Genomic DNA, 17,566 nt, shown 5'->3' with positions numbered 1-17,566 from the left:
TGCTGGTTCGGAGCGCACATGTTTATCAAAATGATTCCTGAAATTGGCCACTTTGCCCTCATTATCGCGCTGCTGATGGCGGCGGTGCAGGCCGTGATGCCGCTGGCCGGTGCCGCCACCCGGCGCCCGCTGTGGATGGCCTATGGTCAGCCCATGGCGGTGGGGCAGTTTGTGTTTATTGCCATTGCCTACGCCTGTTTGACCGCCAGCTATATGCTGGACGATTTTAGCGTGGCGAACGTGGCCAACAACTCCAACTCGCTGCTGCCCTGGTACTACAAGTTCAGCGCGGTGTGGGGCAACCATGAAGGGTCGGTGCTGCTGTGGAGCTTTATGCTCGCGGGCTGGGGGTGTGCGGCCAGCCTGTTTACCGGCAACCTGCCGCGGGATATGGTCGCGCGAGTAATGGGCGTGATGGGTATGGTTTGCGTCGGCTTCTTACTGTTTATTCTGATGACATCGAACCCCTTCGAGCGGCTACTGCCCGGTATGCCCCAGGATGGCGCCGACCTTAACCCGCTGTTGCAAGACTTCGGGCTAGTAGTGCATCCGCCGATGCTCTACATGGGCTATGTGGGCTTTTCCGTGGTCTTTGCATTTGCCATTGCAGCACTGATGGGCGGTCGTTTAGACGCGGCCTGGACGCGCTGGGCAAGGCCCTGGACGAATCTGGCCTGGGCATTCCTGACCGTGGGTATCGCGTTAGGCAGTTGGTGGGCCTATTACGAGCTTGGCTGGGGTGGCTGGTGGTTCTGGGATCCGGTCGAAAACGCTTCACTGCTGCCCTGGCTGACGGGAACCGCACTGGTTCACTCACTCGCGGTCACCGAGAAGCGCGGCTCGTTTAAAAGCTGGACCGTGCTGCTGGCGATCTCGACCTTCTCGCTGTCGCTAATGGGCACTTTCCTGGTTCGCTCTGGGGTGCTGACCTCGGTGCATGCGTTCGCTAACGACCCGGCCCGCGGTTTCTTTATCCTGATGCTGCTGGCCATTACGGTAACGCTGTCGCTGCTGGTGTTTGCCCTGCGCGCTCCGCGGGTAAGTCATAAGGTGGGGTTTAACTGGCTCTCCCGGGATGCGCTGCTGCTGGTTAATAATATCTTTCTGGTGATTATGACCGTCACCGTGCTACTGGGTACCGTCTATCCGCTGATTCTGGATTCTCTGGGGCTGGGGAAAATCAGCGTGGGCCCGCCTTACTTTAATACCCTGTTTGTGCCGCTTACCGTGTTGATGTGTATCTTTATGGGGCTTGGCTCGGTAACGCGCTGGAAGAGCATGGCGGCACGGGATCTGATTCGTAAACTGTGGTTAGCCGGTGTGGCCGCATTGGTGATCGGCATATTAATGCCGCTGCTGTACCGTGGCGAGTGGAACCTGTTTGTCTCCCTGGGCATTGTCTCTGCACTCTGGATTGTGCTGCCGATGGTGCGCGATGTATTCGATAAAACCCGCCACGCCAGTTCGTTTTTGGCCGGTGTTCGTAAGCTCTCCCTGGCTTATTGGGGCATGGTGCTGGGGCACGTAGGTGTTGCGGTCACTATCGTCGGCGTGACGGTAGTGTCCAACTACAACATTGAGCGCAACGTGCGCATGTCGCCGGGCACCACGGTCGAAGTCGCGGGCTATCAGTTCACCATGACCGAGTTAACCGAGCGTCGTGGCGCTAACTTCCTGGCGGATACCTCGATTCTACAAGTGCAGCGCGGCGACTCAGGCAGCAGCTTTACCATGCGGCCCGAAAAGCGTCTCTACCTGGCCACCGGTATGCCGATGACGCAAGTGGCCCTGCGCCCAGGGCTGTTCCGCGACCTCTATGTCGCCATGGGTGAGAACCTGGGCGATGGCAGTTGGGCAATGCGGGTGCAGTATAAGCCGTTCGTCCGTTGGCTCTGGCTGGGCGCACTGCTAATGGCGTTTGGCGGTGTATTGGCGGTGCTCGACAAGCGCTACCGCCGTACCGCATCCACCCGTGAAGCGCCCAAAGTGGCTAGCCAGGATGATAGTACTCAGAACAGTACTCAAAATGGCGCACGGGAGGCCACGGCATGAAGCGACGGCTACTGCTATTACTGTTGCCGGTGTGTTTTTTAGCCCTGGCGCTGTTCTTTTACCAAGGCCTCTCGCTGGACCCCTCCCAGCGGGATTCAGCGCTGATGGCGCGGGAGTTCCCGACCTTTGAAGCCAGCACGCTGCGTGATGAGAATCGCCGCGTTGACCAAACGCTGTTAGAGGGTGAAGTGACGCTGGTGAATGTGTGGGGCGAGTGGTGTCCGGCCTGTAAGCAGGAGATGCCGCAACTGCTGGAACTGGCTGATAACGACATTCGCATGGTCGGGGTCAACTACCGCGATACCCGCGAGAAAGGCATGCAGTTTCTCAGCGAATTTGGCGATCCGTTTGAAGTTAATATTTTTGATCCGGAAGGCGAGCTAGGGTTTGATCTTGGCGTCTACGGCGCCCCGGAGACATTCCTGGTCGATGCCGACGGGGTCATTCGCTATCACCATAAAGGCTACGTATCACCGCAAGACGTGCGCGAGCGAATTCTTCCGGAGGTGGAAAAATGGCGCTAATGCGAACCATGGCAGCGCTACTACTGCTGGTCATAGCGTTTGGTGCAGCGGCAGGTGGTATCGAACTGCGCGAATTTGACGACCCGGTCATGGAGAAGCGCTATCACGATTTAACCGCCTCCATGCGCTGCCCACTGTGTGAAAACCAAGCCATAAACGATTCCGATGCACCCATTTCGGCAGATATGCGTGAGCGGGTTTATCAACTGTTGCAAGACGGGCAGTCGGATATCGAAATTATCAACCATATGGTGCAGCGGTTTGGTGAATATATTCTCTACAACCCGCGTTTAGAGAGCCGTACTTACCTGCTCTGGGGCTTGCCCATTGCCCTGGTGTTGCTAGGCGTTATTGTGGTCGTGCTGATGATTCGCGCCCGCCGCAACGCCTCTGCTAAAGCGTTGAGCGCCGAAGAGCGCCAGCGCATAGACGCGCTGACTAACCGTAAGAGGTCTTCATGACGCTGCTCTGGATAGCCATTGCCATTTTACTGCTCCCCGCGCTGTGGCTGCTGGTTTCACCGCTAAGAAACGCGCGTGCCCTGCATGACCAGCAGCGCGATTTTGAAGCCAACGACACCTCCGCCGAGCAGAACGTGGCGATTTTCAAGCGCCGCTTGGCGTCACTGGAAGCGGCGCGAGAACGCGGCGACATAGATGCCGCACGCTTTGAGGAAGACCGGCTGGAACTTGAGCGCAGCCTGCTGGAAGACACTGCTTTTCGTGAGCGTCGGCCGCTAAAGGGTGCCAGCACCGGCCGTATTGTCGTGCCAGTGATAATGCTGGCTGTAGTTGCTGTTAGCGTTATTTGGTACCAGCAAAAGGGCGCAGAGGGCGATCTGGTGCTTCTGGCCGTGCAGCAGGAAGTACAGAACGACCCCGAGGGATCGCTTGCCATGTACATCGAGCGCATGGAGGAGCAGGCCGAACGCCAGCCGGATAACCCCAATGTGTGGAGCGAGCTGTTTCCGCTCTACCGTGAAACCGGACAAATGCCCAAGGCCGTGGACGCCCTGGAGCACCTGATCGGGATTGAAGGGCGCATCCCACCGCTGCTGGCGCAGTTGGCGCAAATTCGCTTCTTTATGGCTGAGCGCGAGCTTACCGACGAAGTACAAGCGTTGGTCGACGAGACGTTGGCGCAGGATCCCCGCCAGCCCACCGTGCTGGGCTTGCTGGGCATTAATGCCTTCGATAACGGCGATTACGAGCAGGCTATTGACCACTGGCGCCGGGCAATTGCCAATATCGAGGATCCCAACACCGTGTCCTCGCTGCGCGATGGCATTCGCGTGGCTCAGGAGCGATTGGGCGTTGAGCCTGAAGAAAGCGTCGCCGAAGGCACCGGCATTCGTGTACGTGTCTCGCTGGATGAGGAGCTTGTCGGGCGTGTAGATGGCGATGCCAGCGTCTTTATCACCGCCCGCGATATTGAAGGTGAGTTACCGCCCCTGGCCGTGGTGCGGGCGCAAGTATCTGAGCTGCCCATGACCGTGACGCTAGATAACAGTGCCGCGATGTCCCCCCAGGCGCAAATCTCCCAGGTACAGGAAGCTCGTTTAGTGGTGCGTGTTTCGCCCTCAGGCCAAGCAACGCCCCAGCCGGGAGATCTGTTTGGTGACCTTGAGAACGTCAGCATCGGGCCGATTGCAGACGACGAAGCGGCCGAAGTGGTGATTAACCGTGTCTTTGAATAATCGCAACGGGAATGCCGCTTCGGTATGCGCTTAACGTCGATTCGTTTAGTCGGTTTTAAATCCTTTGTGGATCCTGTCACGGTGCCCTTCGATGGCAATATGACCGCCATCGTGGGCCCCAATGGCTGCGGTAAATCCAATATTATTGACGCCGTGCGCTGGGTAATGGGGGAGTCATCCGCCAAAACCCTGCGCGGCGAGTCCATGGCCGACGTTATCTTTAACGGCTCCACCGGTCGTAAACCGATCAGCCAGGCATCCATAGAACTCAAGTTCGACAATCGCGACGGCGGCATGGGCGGCGTTTACGCCCAATACGCGGAAATTGCCGTTAAGCGCTTGGTCACCCGCGACGGACAATCCAACTACTTCTTTAACGGCCAGAAATGCCGTCGGCGCGATATCGCCGACCTGTTTATGGGTACCGGTCTGGGGCCGCGCTCCTACGCGATTATCGGCCAGGGGATGATCTCGCGGCTGATTGAAGCCCGCCCCGACGACCTGCGCTCGACCCTGGAAGAGGCCGCGGGTATCTCCAAGTATAAAGAGCGCCGCCGGGAAACCGAGAACCGCATGCGGCGCACCCAGGAGAATCTGGAGCGTCTGGACGATATTCGCGAAGAGCTGGATAAACAGCTAGAGCGCCTCAAACGTCAGGCCGAAGCCGCCAAGCGCTATCAGGATCTTAAGGAACAGGAGTATCGGCTCAAGGGCGAGCTGGCGCTGCTGCGCGGGCGTGCCCTGCGTGCCGAGCAATCGCATCAAGAGAGCCGCGTCCGCGAATTGGAAATAGCGGTAGAAAAAGATGTCTTCGGCGTGCGCCAATGCGAAACCCGCCTGGAGCAGGCCCGGGAGCAGCACGACGAACTTTCGGAGGTGCTTGATCGCCATCAGCAGCAGTTCTTTGAAACCACTACGCGCATCGCCCGTTTGGAACAGGATCAGGCCCACCGGCGCAGCCGTGAAACCCAGTTGGCCAGCGACATCGCCACGGCTCGGCGCGAATTGGACGAGCAGCGCCGCGTTAGCGAAGGCGATCAGGAGCGTTTAGCCGCCATTGACGAGCGCTTTGAGGATCTGCTCCCCGAACACGAAGCGCTGGAGGAGCAGCTCGAAAGCCTGGAGCAGGCGTTGGCCGACGCATCACCCGCGCTGGAAGCCGCCGAGCAGCAGTGGGCCGATGCCGAAACCCGCTGGCGGGATGCCAGCCGCGATGCGGATCGCAGCCAGGATCAGTTGCGCGACCTTGAACAGCGTATTCAGCGTTTACAAGCGGAAAATCAGCGCCGCCGTCAGCAGCGCAGCGAGGTCGCCGATCTCACCACGCTGCGTGAAGAGCACGCTGTGTGCCAGGCGCAGTTGACCGAGGCCGAGGAGCAGTCGGAAGGCTTTCAAACCCAGCGCGATCAATGGCAGCAGCGCTACGGCGATGCTAAAGCAGCCTATCAGCAGGCCACTCAGACGCGGGACAATCAGCGCGCTGAACTCAGTCAGCGCCAGGGGGAGTTAGCCTCACTTCAAGCGTTGATTGATGCCGCCCTGGTGGATCACGATCCTGCTATTGGCACGACCTTGGAAGCGTATGGTTTAGCGGATGCCCCTCAACTGGGTGAAGCACTGCAGGTTGAGCCCGGCTGGGAAACGCTGGTGTCCTGGCTGCTCGCGCCCTGGCTCAATGCCCGCCTGGTGAACCGCCACCAACTGGCCGCTTTACCTGACGCCTTAGCCACGGAGTGGCGGCTGATTGATCAAACACCGCCCGCCGCCTCAACCTCTGGCCAGCGATTAGACAGTTTGGTCAAAGGCGCCGGTGCGTTGGGTGAATGGTTAGCAAGCATTCACTATACGCAAACGGCAGAACAAGCGGAGGCGCAGGTAGCGCAACTCGCCCCCGGCGAAAGCGTGGTGAGCCAGGATGGCGTTTGGCTGGGCCGCGGCTGGCTGAACCAGCAGGCCAACGGTGAAGGTATCGACGGGCTGCTATTAACGCGCCGCCGCTACGCCGAACTGACCGCCCAGCGCGAAAGTGAAGAAGAGGCGCTGGCGCTGGCAGAAGCGCAGTGTGAAGCGGCCAGTGAGACCATTGAAACACTGGAGCAGGCCCGTGAGCAGCAGGCCGAACAGGAGCGCGCCCACGCCGCCACCCTGCAACAGCTGGCGGTAAAAGAGCGCAGCCTGGCCCAGCGTCTGGAACATCTGGAGAGTCGCGCCACTGAGCTCGATGAAGAGCTTGCCCAACTGCAAGAGGATGAGGCGGAGTTAGCGCTTACCATCGATGAGCAGCGCGCCCGTTGGCATGTGGCGATGGAACAGTTGGAAAGCGCGGCGCAAGCGCGGGAAACCAGTGCCGAGCAGCGCAACCGCCAGCGTGAAGCGCGTGACCAGTTGACCCAGCAGCACGCCCCGCTCAAAGCGCAGCAGCAGGCGCTGGCGCTGGAGCGTGAACGCTTGAGTGCCGAGCGCGATAGTCTGCGCTCACAGCAGGCGCGTTCAAGTGACTCTGAAGAGCGGCTCTCGCTGCGGATTGCCGAGCTGGAAGAGTCACGGGAAATGCTGATCGAACCCGACGAGCTGGCCGGTGAAGAGCTTGAAGAGCTGCTTCATCAGCGCGAGCAGCAGGAAGGGCGCTTAAACGCCACTCGCCAGCAGGCTCAGGCACTGGCAGAACAGCTGCGTAACGATGAACTTGCCCGCCAGCAGCACGAGCGCAACCTGGAACAGAGCCGCGAGCAGCTCCAGCAGCGGCGCATGGACGTGCAGGCGCTGGCGCTTAAAGCCACCACCCAGGATGAGCAGTTAGCTGAGCTTGGTCATAACGTCGAGACTCTTGCCGAACAGTTACCCCAGGAAGCGACGGAAACCCGTTGGCAGGAACGCCTGGAAAGCACCACGGATAAAATTCGCCGCTTGGGGGCGATCAACCTCGCTGCCATTGAGGAGTACGACCAGCAGGCCGAGCGGCGAAATTATCTGGAAGCGCAGCATGCTGAGCTGACCGAAGCGCTGGAAACCCTCGAAAGGGCGATTAAGCGTATCGATCAAGAAACCCGTGTGCGTTTCCGCGAAACCTTTGATCAGGTGAACACTGGGCTACAAACCCTTTTCCCTCGCGTATTCGGCGGCGGTGCTGCATGGCTAACGCTAACCGGCGATGATCTGTTGGAAACCGGCGTGGCGATTATGGCCCGCCCGCCGGGTAAGAAGAACAGCACCATTCATCTGCTCTCGGGCGGCGAGAAGGCGCTGACTGCGCTGTCGCTGGTATTTGCGATCTTTCAGCTTAACCCCGCGCCGTTCTGTATGCTGGATGAAGTCGATGCCCCCTTGGATGACGCCAACGTGGGCCGTTACGCCAGGCTGGTGAAAGAGATGTCTGAAAACGTTCAGTTTATCTACATCACCCACAACAAGATTGCCATGGAAGCCGCCGAGCGCTTGATGGGTGTCACCATGCAAGAGCCCGGCGTATCGCGGTTAGTCTCGGTGGGTATTGAAGAAGCGGCGGCGCTGGTCGATTAAACTAACTCCCTATCCTACCAAGCAGCAGTGAAAGCATTCTGATTGAGACCTGGGAGAACGAAGACTAAGCAGCAGAGTTCTTGGAAGAGCACTTCTGTTGAGAGCGTTTTTCCAAGGAGGCTATTGTCGAAAGCAGAGTTAGCGAAAGCACTATTGGCGATAGTAGAGTGAGCAAAGCTGAAGCGGCAAACGCCAAGTAGATAAACTTTTTGTTGGAAAAATGCGTAAAAAAATGTCCTAAAGCGTTCTTCTTAACTATATTAACCCTACTAATAGCGCGCTTGAGATGGTTAAACGGCTTATAGAGGCAATACGCAATGGCGGGTGTGTCGGTTGTCAAAACGGCTTTTCTTGCTTCTCGGATTCCTTTATAAAGCTATTTATAGATGTTAGATCTAATGATTGCGGCACTTTTGTTTGAAGTTAAGGTCAGATTTCTCTGGCCTAAAGAGAGGCAGAATTCTGCCATGGCGTGAAAATCGCGTTAAATGCAGCAAAAATTGGCCCTTTTGGTAGTAATCGCGCTATGCTTGGCTTTATTGATAGCAGGTAATTATTCAATAGCCGTTACCTATATTCAGGCATGACATTTTAGACACCGTGCCTTAGCAACCGGCAAGACGACCATGGAACGTTCGACATGGAACTAAGAGAGTGGCTAATCATTTTAGGGCTGGCGTTGGTATCGCTCATCGTTATTGACGGTGTGCGAAGACTTCAACGGCAGCGTCGTGTACCCCGTCTGGATCAGGCGGAGAAAGACCTATCCGGGAGTTCGCTAGATGATCCCGAGGAGGCTGCTAAAGCTGCGGAGATCAATTGGGAACTTCCAAATGGCGGTGCTCGAGTTGTTAAACCCGCAGACTATAGTGGCTTAGGTAATAAACCAAAGTTAGAACGTCAAGAGCATCCTGGGCCTTCTAGAGTGCTTTCAGAGTTTAGACGTTCCGCCTCTGCTAAAGCCGCCAAGCGCAAAGCTGATAAGGCAGATAAACTCGATAAAGCAGCATCAGTTGCTAAGCCAGCACCAAGCGTAGCCGTTAAGACAGAGCCGCCAGTCACTTCTGCGGCGACGTCTTCTGCTAGTTATGCTGCCCACAATGCGCCCACTGAACATGAGCGCCGCGAGCCCAGTATCTCAATGACTGACTCTGCACAAACTGGTTCTCCTCAAGCTGGCTCTCCTCAAACCGAGAGGCCGCAGGTCAAGGCGACAGCACCTTCGCAGCCGGAACCACAAATTGAGCAGCCTGCGTCTTCTGCTGCAACGCCTAGCTCTCCGGTGGCAGAAGAGAACGTTGAAGCGTCTCAACCTGCTGCTTCAGATGCTATCTCGTTCACCGCCAGTGACACAGCTGCCACTGAAACAGACAGCGAAATGGCGGCACAGCCTCGCACTCAGCAGGAGCCAGAGCACAGCCAAGAGCCGGTACTGCGGGCTGAGCCAGAAGATGCCGTATTTGCTAAACACGCCAATGAGCATTCGCCGAAACGGCGTCAGTTGCGTTCTGATACCGCGGGTGAATACGACGAGTTGGATGATGACGAAGTCGATGAGTATCGCCTGGTCGACTTTGAAGGCATGGGGCGCTCGCTGAAGCGTCGTTTGATTGCGCGGCGTAAAGAGAAGCAGCGCAAAAAAGCTGAGAAAGCGGTGCGTGATCAAGCCTTGGCCCAACAGAAGGCCGAGCGCAAAGCGCTGGAAGCAGAGCAGAAGCGTGAAGCCAAAGAAGCCGCTGACGCAGAGCGTGCCCGCCTTGCTCAAGAGCAGGCCCAAGCTCGTGAAGAAGCGGCTGCCGCCGAAAGGCTAGCCGCCCAGCAGCATGCTGCCGATGAAGAGGCGCGTCGCTACGCAAGCCATGAGTATGCAGCCCACGAAGAAGGTTTTGAAGAAAGCTTCGAGGCAGACGCTTACGACGGCCAAACTGTCGGTGAGCGTGGGATGAACGAGCGAGTCCGCGTACACCCAACGCTAGAAAAAGCTCTGCGCCATGATGTGAACGGTGAACACGCTAAAGAGACGCTGTCCAATGCCGAAGAAGTCGTGGTGATTAGCGTTCTGTCCCGTGATCCAGAAGGCTTCGATGGGACCAAACTACTTGAGCTGATGATGGTGTGCGGTTTGCGCTACAGCAGTGAAATGGGTGTTTTCCACCGCTTTGAAACCGAGAGCGATGCTAGTGAGCTTCAGTTCTCGATGGTGAATGTGGTTAAACCGGGTACTTTCCCCATTGAAGAGATGGGTGAGTTTATGACGCCCGGTATCACGCTGTTGATGCCGCTACCTGGCGCCATCGATAGCGCCGCTGCCTTTGAGGCGATGGTAGAAACCGCCATGGTGGTGGTTCGCCATATGGGCGGCGAGCTAAAAGACGAAAACCGCAGCGTGATGACCGCACAAACGATCGAATTTGCCCGCCAGCGGGTGCGTGAGTTTGAGCGCCGCCATCGCCTGCATCGTCAACTGCAAGCCCGCTAATCGTCGCCTACTAACCGACGAAGCAGCACTTGCTGTGGAACACCCGCCTTCTTGCCAGAAGGCGGGTGTTTCTGTTCAATACGCTGTTGTTTTGTCATTTTTTATGTTTTTGAAATTTAGCTTTTGAAATTTAGCTTTTGCGTTTTCGCTGCCGATTTTAGCTAGTACTGGAACCCACCCCAATGAGTCAGTCTGATTCTCAATCTCTGGAAGAGATTAACCAACTGCGGGCCGCCCTGGACGAGGCCAACTACCGTTACTACGTGCTGGATGAACCGACGCTGACGGATGCCGACTATGATCGTAAATTTCAGCGTTTACAGCAGTTGGAGGCTGAGCATCCGGAGTTGGTCACTCCCGATTCACCCACTCAGCGTGTGGGCGCTGCCCCTGCGGATGGCTTTCCATCGGTGGCCCACGCTATCCCCATGCTGTCGCTGGATAACGCCTTTAGCCGTGACGATATCCTCGCCTTTGCTGAACGGGTGGCCGAACGCCTCGAATGCACGGCAGACGACCTTGAATTTACCTGCGAGCCAAAGTTGGATGGCGCGGCCGTCTCGCTAGTCTATGAGCAGGGCATGTTGGTGAGCGGTGCGACCCGCGGCGATGGCCGCACCGGCGAAGGCATTACCTCTAATCTGCGCACGCTGCGCTCGGTACCGCTCAAGCTGATGGGTAAAAACGTGCCTGCGCTGTTAGAAGTACGGGGTGAGGTCATTATGCGCCATGCGGGCTTTGAGGCGCTGAACGAGCGCGCCCGGGAAGAGGGCAGCAAGGTCTTTGCCAACCCCCGCAACGCGGCGGCAGGCAGCCTGCGCCAGTTGGATCCACGCATCACGGCAAAACGCCCGCTAGAGTTTCACGCTTATCAGGCTGCGCGCTTGGAGCCAGACTTAGGGGATACTGCGCACAGCGAACTAATGCAGCGTTTGTCCACGTTAGGCTTTCGCGCCAGTTCAGAATTGAAGGTGGTCAAAGGCCCGCAGGCCGTTGCCGATTACTGTGACCAGTTAGGCGAAAGGCGAGATGATTTAGGTTTCGATATCGACGGTGTGGTGATCAAGGTGAACGACCTGCGCCACCAGCGCGAACTTGGCTTTGTTGCCCGCGCGCCGCGCTGGGCGGTGGCGTTCAAGTATCCGGCTCAGGAAGAGGTCACCACGCTTAACGATGTGGAGTTCCAGGTCGGCCGCACCGGAGCGATTACGCCCGTGGCCCGCCTGGAACCAGTCACCGTGGCCGGGGTAACGGTGTCTAATGCGACGCTGCACAACGCCGATGAGATCAAACGCTTGGATGTCATGATCGGCGATACGGTGTCGATTCGCCGGGCCGGTGATGTGATTCCTCAAGTGGTGAGCGTGCATACCGAGCTGCGACCATCGGATGCCAGGGAGATCATTTTTCCCGAACATTGCCCGGTGTGCGGTTCGGATATCGAGCGTATTGAAGGTGAAGCGGTAGCTCGCTGTTCGGGGGGCCTTTACTGTGCGGCGCAGCGTAAAGAAGCGCTCAAGCATTTCGCCAGTCGCAAAGCGCTGGATATTGACGGCTTGGGCGAAAAGTTGATCGTGCAGTTAGTTGATTTGGGCTGGGTAGAAACGCCGGCGGCGCTGTTTCACTTGTCTGTCGAACAGCTTCAAAGCCTGCCGCGTATGGGCGAGAAATCAGCCACCAACTTGGTCAACGCACTTGAAACTGCTAAATCGACTACGCTGGCGCGGTTTATTTACGCCTTAGGCATTCGTGAAGTAGGCGAGGCGACGGCGGCCAATCTCGCCAACCACTTTGGTACCCTTGAGGCCATTCAAGCCGCTGAGTTGGAAGCGCTGGAAGCGGTCAACGATGTCGGCCCGATTGTAGCCGCCCATGTGCATACTTTCTTCCGCCAACCGCACAACCAGGAAACCATTGCCGCGCTGATTGATGCGGGCATTACCTGGCAGGAGGCGGAAGTCACCCAAGGCCCTACGCCGCTGGAAGGCCAGACCTGGGTGCTCACCGGCTCATTGGAGAGTATGACCCGCGATGAGGGCAAAGCACGCTTGCAGGCGTTGGGTGCTAAGGTGGCGGGTAGTGTATCGAAGAAGACTACCTGCCTGGTCGCAGGCGAAGCGGCGGGCAGTAAACTTACCAAAGCTGAACAGATGGGCGTGGAAGTAGTGGACGAAGCCACCTTTATCGAACGTTTGGCTGAGTGGGAGCAGCGTTAATGAGCCGTTTTATTGAAGTACCCGCCCGAATGCTGCCGCCGGACACCCTCAATGCCCTGCTGGAGGCGTTTGTGACCCGCCAGGGCTACGACACCACTGATACCACGGGCGAGGGCATGCACGGCTGGGTAGCCGAACTGAAAAAGCAGCTTGAGCGCAATGAGCTGATTATCGCCCACGACCTTGAATTAGAGATGACCGAAGTGATGACCCTGGCTCAGTGGCGTTCGTTTGGGCGCGATGTCGCCGACGATGAAGAAGAGGGCGATATTTAGCCTCATCTTGCGAAAAGCCTCCCAATATGTCGTCGCGAGGAGCGCAGCGACGCGGCAATCTCAGCCTGTCGGGGCACCCACCCCAGATTGCTTCACTTCGTTCACAATGACGCCTATGTGTCATTGCGAGGAGTGAAGCGACGAAGCAATCTTTGCTGGCATTGGCAGGCAAACCCGAGATCGCCGCGCTTCGCTCGCGATGACAAAAGAATGTTGTGGTCAGGCGCCCACCCAATATGTCGTTGCGAGGAGCGCAGCGACGAAGCAATCTTTGCTGGCATTGGCAGGCAAACCCGAGATCGCCGCGCTTCGCTCGCGATGACAAAAGAATGTTGTAGCCAGGCGCCTAGCCAATGTGTCATGGCGAGAGTGAAACGACGAAGCAATCTCAAGCTTGTCTATTAAGTCTGCCCACGAATAATTGCACTAATAATCCGCCGCCCTGGGTGTAAGTGGTCGACCAGCGGTGCCTCCAGTGGCATAGGTTCATCGCAGATTCGTGAGGCGATTACCTCGGCACAAAGCGGCGCGCTGGCGAGCCCCCTTGAGCCGTGGGCGGTGGATATCCACAGGCCTGGATGGTGCCTGCCAGGTATCTCCGCCACGCGGGTGGCATCCTTGCTCAGCAGTGAATAGTCCGTTCGCCATGCTTCTGCCACCGGCACCGGCCCAGCGTAAGGGGTTTTGTCGGGGCTTGCTGCACGCACGGCGGCACGGCCCTTAAGGCTCTCAGGGCTCAGCTCAATGCCTGCCTGTTCCAACTTCTCTACCAGAGCGGGCAGCGTTTGGCGCAGCTCATCGATATTGCGCTGATGGTCGTCGTCCGTCACATCAGTTGTCGCATTGTTGGGTATAAAGCTAGCCCCGAAGGTCAGCACACCCTCTAAAGCGGGCGCCACATAGCCGCCAGCACAGACGACGCGTTTAGGGCCCGCTACCTCATTGGGTAGCGTTAGCTCGCTAATCTGGCCGCGCACCGACTGTAGCGGTAATTCCGCCGTTTGCGTAAAGCAGTTAGCCAAATGCGCGCTGGCAATCACCACCTGATCCGCCCGCAACGTACTGCCATCGGCCAAGTTCAGTTGCCAGCCGTTTTCTAGTTGGGTAAGGGAGCTAACGTCGCCTTGCTGCAAGCTAATGCCTGGTTGGCTAAGCAAGTACTCACACAGCGCCTTAGGCCTTACCCACCCCGCCTGTGGATAATAAAGCCCGTGAGGTGCACTGACGGTGATTGCTGCCGTTTCGGTTAACGCCGGGTTCTCCATGCCCGTGACGACTTCAGGTGGCAGCGGGTGTTGCTCGATAAAACGCTGCTGGCGGCGTGCCTCTTTATCACTGCTTGCCAACTGCACCACGCCGCAGGGCTGCCATAAGCTTTGGGGGGAGTTTTGCTGCGTTAACCAGCGCTGGCTGTACAACAGCCCAGCAAGATAAACCCGGCTTTGGTGATTGGTCTCGGCGGCAAGCTTTACATATAGAGCGCCCTGGCGATTACCCGAACCGCCCGCACCGGGTGCTTCGCGCTCCACCACTGTCACCTTAATGCCCCGCCGTGCCAGCGCTGCCGCTACGCTGCTTCCCGCCAACCCGGCGCCGACTATCACAACGTGCTTGGCCGGTGTCGCAGGCGGTGGGATAAACCAGGGAGTGGCCTGGCGGCGGTGATCCGCTGGTGGAGCTTCGATACTGCCCGCTAGCATTTCCCGCTTGCGGCCATAGCCCGGCACTTTCTTCCAGTTAAAGCCCGCCGCTTTCAGGCCCCGCTTAACGATGCCTGCGCAGGTAAAAGTGGCGAAAGTCGCGCCGGGGCGTGAACGGGCGGCCATGGCGTTAAACAATTCAGGCTGCCACATATCGGGGTTTTTAGACGGCGCAAAGCCGTCTAAAAACCAGGCGTCGACCTGACCATCCAACTGCTCCAGGCGCTCAGTGGTATCGCCGAAATGCAGATCAAGGGTGACGCGATCGGTTAAGTGCAGGCGGTGAATACCGCTAACCGCGGCGGGCCACTGGGCACAGAGCGCCTGTGTATAAGTCGCCAGCGAGGGCCAGCTAGCTAATGCTTGTTCAAGGGCAACTAGCTCAAGGGGAAACTTCTCTGTGGATAACAGGTGCAATCGTGCAGAAGAAGGTGCATGTTGTTCAAAACAGGCCCAGGCGCAGAGCATATTGAGACCGGTGCCAAAGCCGGTTTCGCCAATCACAAAGGGCCGCGCGGCTTCCCAGGCGGCAAAGCGTTCGGGGAGGTGATTGGCACCCAGAAAGACATGCTCGGTCTCTGCGCGCCCATCACCACGGGTGAAATAGATGTCATCAAACGCTGTTGCGTGGGGGGCTCCCTCGTTCCAGGTAAGGGTTGGCGTCGTTAATGCCGCAAGCGGTGGCAAAGCGTTTGAACGTTGGGTCACGCAGGTATCCGTATTGATGAACAGGTGGTTAAAAAATGATCAATTTGTTAGCGCTGGCGTTATCTCTGGCTTAGCGCAAAGCGTCCGCCGGGTTTGCACAGAGTTTTCCACAGGCTCTGTGAAAAAGCCGACGAACCCTCCATACTTGCCTATTGGCGTCAAGGCATAACTTTCTTGAACGGCTTAACAATTACCTTGGCATACACCCCTGCAATAATGTATGGGTCGGCGTCGGCCCATGCCTTGGCGTCTTCCAGGCTGTCGAATTCCGCTACCACCAAGCTGCCGGAAAAGCCTGCATCACCAGGATTTTCAGCGTCGATGGCAGGGTGAGGGCCAGCCAGTACCAGGCGGCCTTCATCGCGCAGCGCTTCCAGGCGTGCCAAGTGGTCTGGCCGGGCCGCTAAGCGGCGCTCTAAGCTATTGGGTACATCTTCACTCATAATGGCATACAGCATTTGGGTATAACTCCTTGATAAGACGAGGATGCAAAGTGACCGTTAATTGACCGCACTGGCATAAGCGCGCACCATATCTTACCCATTGCGAAGGGTTCATTCACAGCTGAAAAGCGCATTCTGACAAACTGGCCACACGGCGTCATGCTTATGCCTCGACTTCCCACTACCTTTGATGCCGATCAGCGCTACCCAGTTGATTTGCACATGCACTCAACCGCTTCCGATGGCGCGTTAACGCCCACCGAGCTGGTAACCCTGTGTGCCGAACGCGGGCTGACGCACATGTCGCTCACCGATCACGATACCATGGACGGCATTGAAGAAGCGGGCCGCGCGGCGGAGCAAGCAGGGCTGTGTCTTATCCCCGGCTGTGAGTTATCCACACGCTGGCAGGGCGTCAATATCCATGTGGTGGCGTTGATGCCCGGTGGCTTACAGGGGCCAATGGTAGAAGGCCTGATTCAGCAGCGTGAAGCGCGGATACAGCGTGCAGCAGTGATCGCCGAAAGGCTGGAAAAAGTCGGTTTATCCAACGCGCTGGAAAAAGCGCGCCTGCACGCCGGCAGCGACCGCCCGCTAGGCCGCCCGGACTTTGCCCGAGCGCTGGTAGCGGAAGGCGTGGTGTCCGACTGGGCCAGCGCCTTCAAGCGCTATCTGGGCAGCGGCAAAAAGGGCGATGTTAAAGCCCACTGGCCGGAAATCAGCGAAGCCGTGAGCTGGATTGTCGATTCCGGTGGTGTGGCCGTGATTGCCCATCCACTGCGCCACGGCTTAACCCGGCGCAAGCGAGGCCTGTTGATGGATACCTTCCAAGCGGCGGGCGGCCAATCGGTTGAACTGGTCAGCGGCCAGCAGAACCCGGATAGCACCCGCGACCTGGCGCGTCAGCTAGTGGAGCGCGACCTTTACGCTTCTATGGGCAGCGATTTTCACTTCCCTGGCAGTCATGCGGCCCCCGGCAGCATGAGCCTAGTGCCGCGCACTGCGGCGCCCCCCATATGGCAGCATCCCCGGCTGCTGCACCTGCGCGATGCGTCACCCGGCCTGCTGGCGGTCGGTTAAATCACAGCCGGGTCATTGCAAAGCCCGGTCAGTTAAAAGCCAAGTCGGCTATGCTGTATAGGCAGTGCCTACGGACAGGAGTTACCAATGAGCCAATATTTTCAGATTCACCCGGAAAACCCTCAGAAACGCCTCATCGATCAGTCGATTGCGATCATTCGTAAAGGCGGTGTGGTTGCTTACCCCACTGATTCGGGCTATGCGCTTGGCTGCCATCTGGGTGAGAAGAAAGCCATTGAGAAGATAAAATGGCTACGTTCACTGGACGATAAACACAACTTCACCCTGGTGTGTTCCGATCTCTCGGAAATTGGCACCTACGCCAAGGTAGATAACGATGTATTTCGGTTGCTGAAAGCCCATACTCCAGGGCCTTATACTTATATTCTGGATGCCACTTCAGAAGTGCCGCGCCTGCTACTGCATCCCAAGCGGCGCTCCATTGGCGTGCGCGTACCGGATCACCGCATTACCCACGCGTTACTGGCCGCATTAGGCGAGCCGTTGATGAGCGTAACGTTGATTCCGGTGGGCGATGACCTGCCCATGAACGACCCGGAAGAGATCCGCGAGCGTTTTGGCGCCCACCTGGATGCCATTATCGACGGCGGCGCCTGCCATTTAGACCCCACCAGCGTCATCGACCTACGCGAACTGCCGCCGAAAATCATCCGTGAAGGGCGCGGCGATATTTCTCCTTTCGTCGTCTAAAAACACTTTTCAGAGCAAATCCCTGCTTTTAGCTTTAATGAGCAGGGAATTTGTCTATTTTTAATTATTTGAATGTTCAATGAAAATAAAATATGATCCTAACGGTTCTTTTCGATAATAAATCGTGATCCTTTAAGGCGAGGAATCGCCTCGTCTTTTTGAG

12 protein-coding genes are annotated in these 17,566 nt (G+C 57.5%); 10 read left to right on the top strand and 2 right to left on the bottom strand.

Features of this window, described 5'->3' with window-relative positions:
- Positions 1-18: 18 nt before the first annotated feature.
- The 8 genes from HALA3H3_RS03660 (at position 19) to HALA3H3_RS03625 (ending at position 12,761) form a co-directional block, all read left to right on the top strand.
- On the top strand, positions 19-2,052 hold the full coding sequence (locus HALA3H3_RS03660; RefSeq protein ID WP_022519954.1) for a heme lyase CcmF/NrfE family subunit: 2,034 nt from the start codon (positions 19-21) through the stop codon (positions 2,050-2,052).
- A complete protein-coding gene (locus HALA3H3_RS03655) occupies positions 2,049-2,576 on the top strand; it encodes a DsbE family thiol:disulfide interchange protein (protein ID WP_022519953.1) in 528 nt (175 codons plus the stop codon). The genes HALA3H3_RS03660 and HALA3H3_RS03655 overlap by 4 nt, the downstream gene beginning before the upstream one ends.
- On the top strand, positions 2,567-3,037 hold the full coding sequence (locus tag HALA3H3_RS03650; RefSeq protein WP_022519952.1) for a cytochrome c-type biogenesis protein: 471 nt from the start codon (positions 2,567-2,569) through the stop codon (positions 3,035-3,037). Before HALA3H3_RS03655 ends, HALA3H3_RS03650 begins: the two co-directional genes overlap by 10 nt.
- A complete protein-coding gene (ccmI, locus tag HALA3H3_RS03645; RefSeq protein WP_022519951.1) occupies positions 3,034-4,272 on the top strand; it encodes a c-type cytochrome biogenesis protein CcmI in 1,239 nt (412 codons plus the stop codon). The genes HALA3H3_RS03650 and ccmI overlap by 4 nt, the downstream gene beginning before the upstream one ends.
- Positions 4,273-4,296: 24 nt before the next feature.
- A complete protein-coding gene (gene smc / locus HALA3H3_RS03640; RefSeq protein ID WP_022519950.1) occupies positions 4,297-7,791 on the top strand; it encodes a chromosome segregation protein SMC in 3,495 nt (1,164 codons plus the stop codon).
- Between the two features lie 640 nt (positions 7,792-8,431).
- On the top strand, positions 8,432-10,270 hold the full coding sequence (gene zipA, locus HALA3H3_RS03635) for a cell division protein ZipA (RefSeq protein ID WP_022519949.1): 1,839 nt from the start codon (positions 8,432-8,434) through the stop codon (positions 10,268-10,270).
- A gap of 182 nt (positions 10,271-10,452) precedes the next feature.
- A complete protein-coding gene (gene ligA / locus HALA3H3_RS03630) occupies positions 10,453-12,486 on the top strand; it encodes an NAD-dependent DNA ligase LigA (RefSeq protein ID WP_022519948.1) in 2,034 nt (677 codons plus the stop codon).
- A complete protein-coding gene (locus tag HALA3H3_RS03625; RefSeq protein WP_022519947.1) occupies positions 12,486-12,761 on the top strand; it encodes a YheU family protein in 276 nt (91 codons plus the stop codon). The genes ligA and HALA3H3_RS03625 overlap by 1 nt, the downstream gene beginning before the upstream one ends.
- Positions 12,762-13,162: 401 nt before the next feature.
- On the opposite strand, the gene mnmC is transcribed toward HALA3H3_RS03625, so the two are convergent.
- Positions 13,163-15,169 carry a bifunctional tRNA (5-methylaminomethyl-2-thiouridine)(34)-methyltransferase MnmD/FAD-dependent 5-carboxymethylaminomethyl-2-thiouridine(34) oxidoreductase MnmC gene (mnmC, locus tag HALA3H3_RS03620; protein WP_022519946.1) on the bottom strand — a complete coding sequence of 669 codons (2,007 nt, stop codon included), beginning with the start codon at positions 15,167-15,169 and terminating at the stop codon, positions 13,163-13,165.
- 158 nt (positions 15,170-15,327) lie between these two features.
- On the bottom strand, positions 15,328-15,627 hold the full coding sequence (locus tag HALA3H3_RS03615) for a YciI family protein (RefSeq protein WP_022519945.1): 300 nt from the start codon (positions 15,625-15,627) through the stop codon (positions 15,328-15,330).
- A gap of 144 nt (positions 15,628-15,771) precedes the next feature.
- Between HALA3H3_RS03615 and HALA3H3_RS03610 the strand changes: the two genes are divergently transcribed.
- Entirely contained in the window at positions 15,772-16,692 is a 921-nt protein-coding gene (locus tag HALA3H3_RS03610; RefSeq protein WP_022519944.1) for a PHP domain-containing protein, read from the top strand.
- An 87-nt stretch (positions 16,693-16,779) separates the two neighbouring features.
- Entirely contained in the window at positions 16,780-17,403 is a 624-nt protein-coding gene (locus HALA3H3_RS03605; protein ID WP_022519943.1) for an L-threonylcarbamoyladenylate synthase, read from the top strand.
- Positions 17,404-17,566: the final 163 nt, after the last annotated feature.

This window comes from Halomonas sp. A3H3 (assembly GCF_000982975.1).
GTDB lineage: Bacteria > Pseudomonadota > Gammaproteobacteria > Pseudomonadales > Halomonadaceae > Vreelandella > Vreelandella titanicae.
Note: the sequence above shows the minus strand (reverse complement) of the source record. Positions and strands in the feature narration are given on the sequence as shown.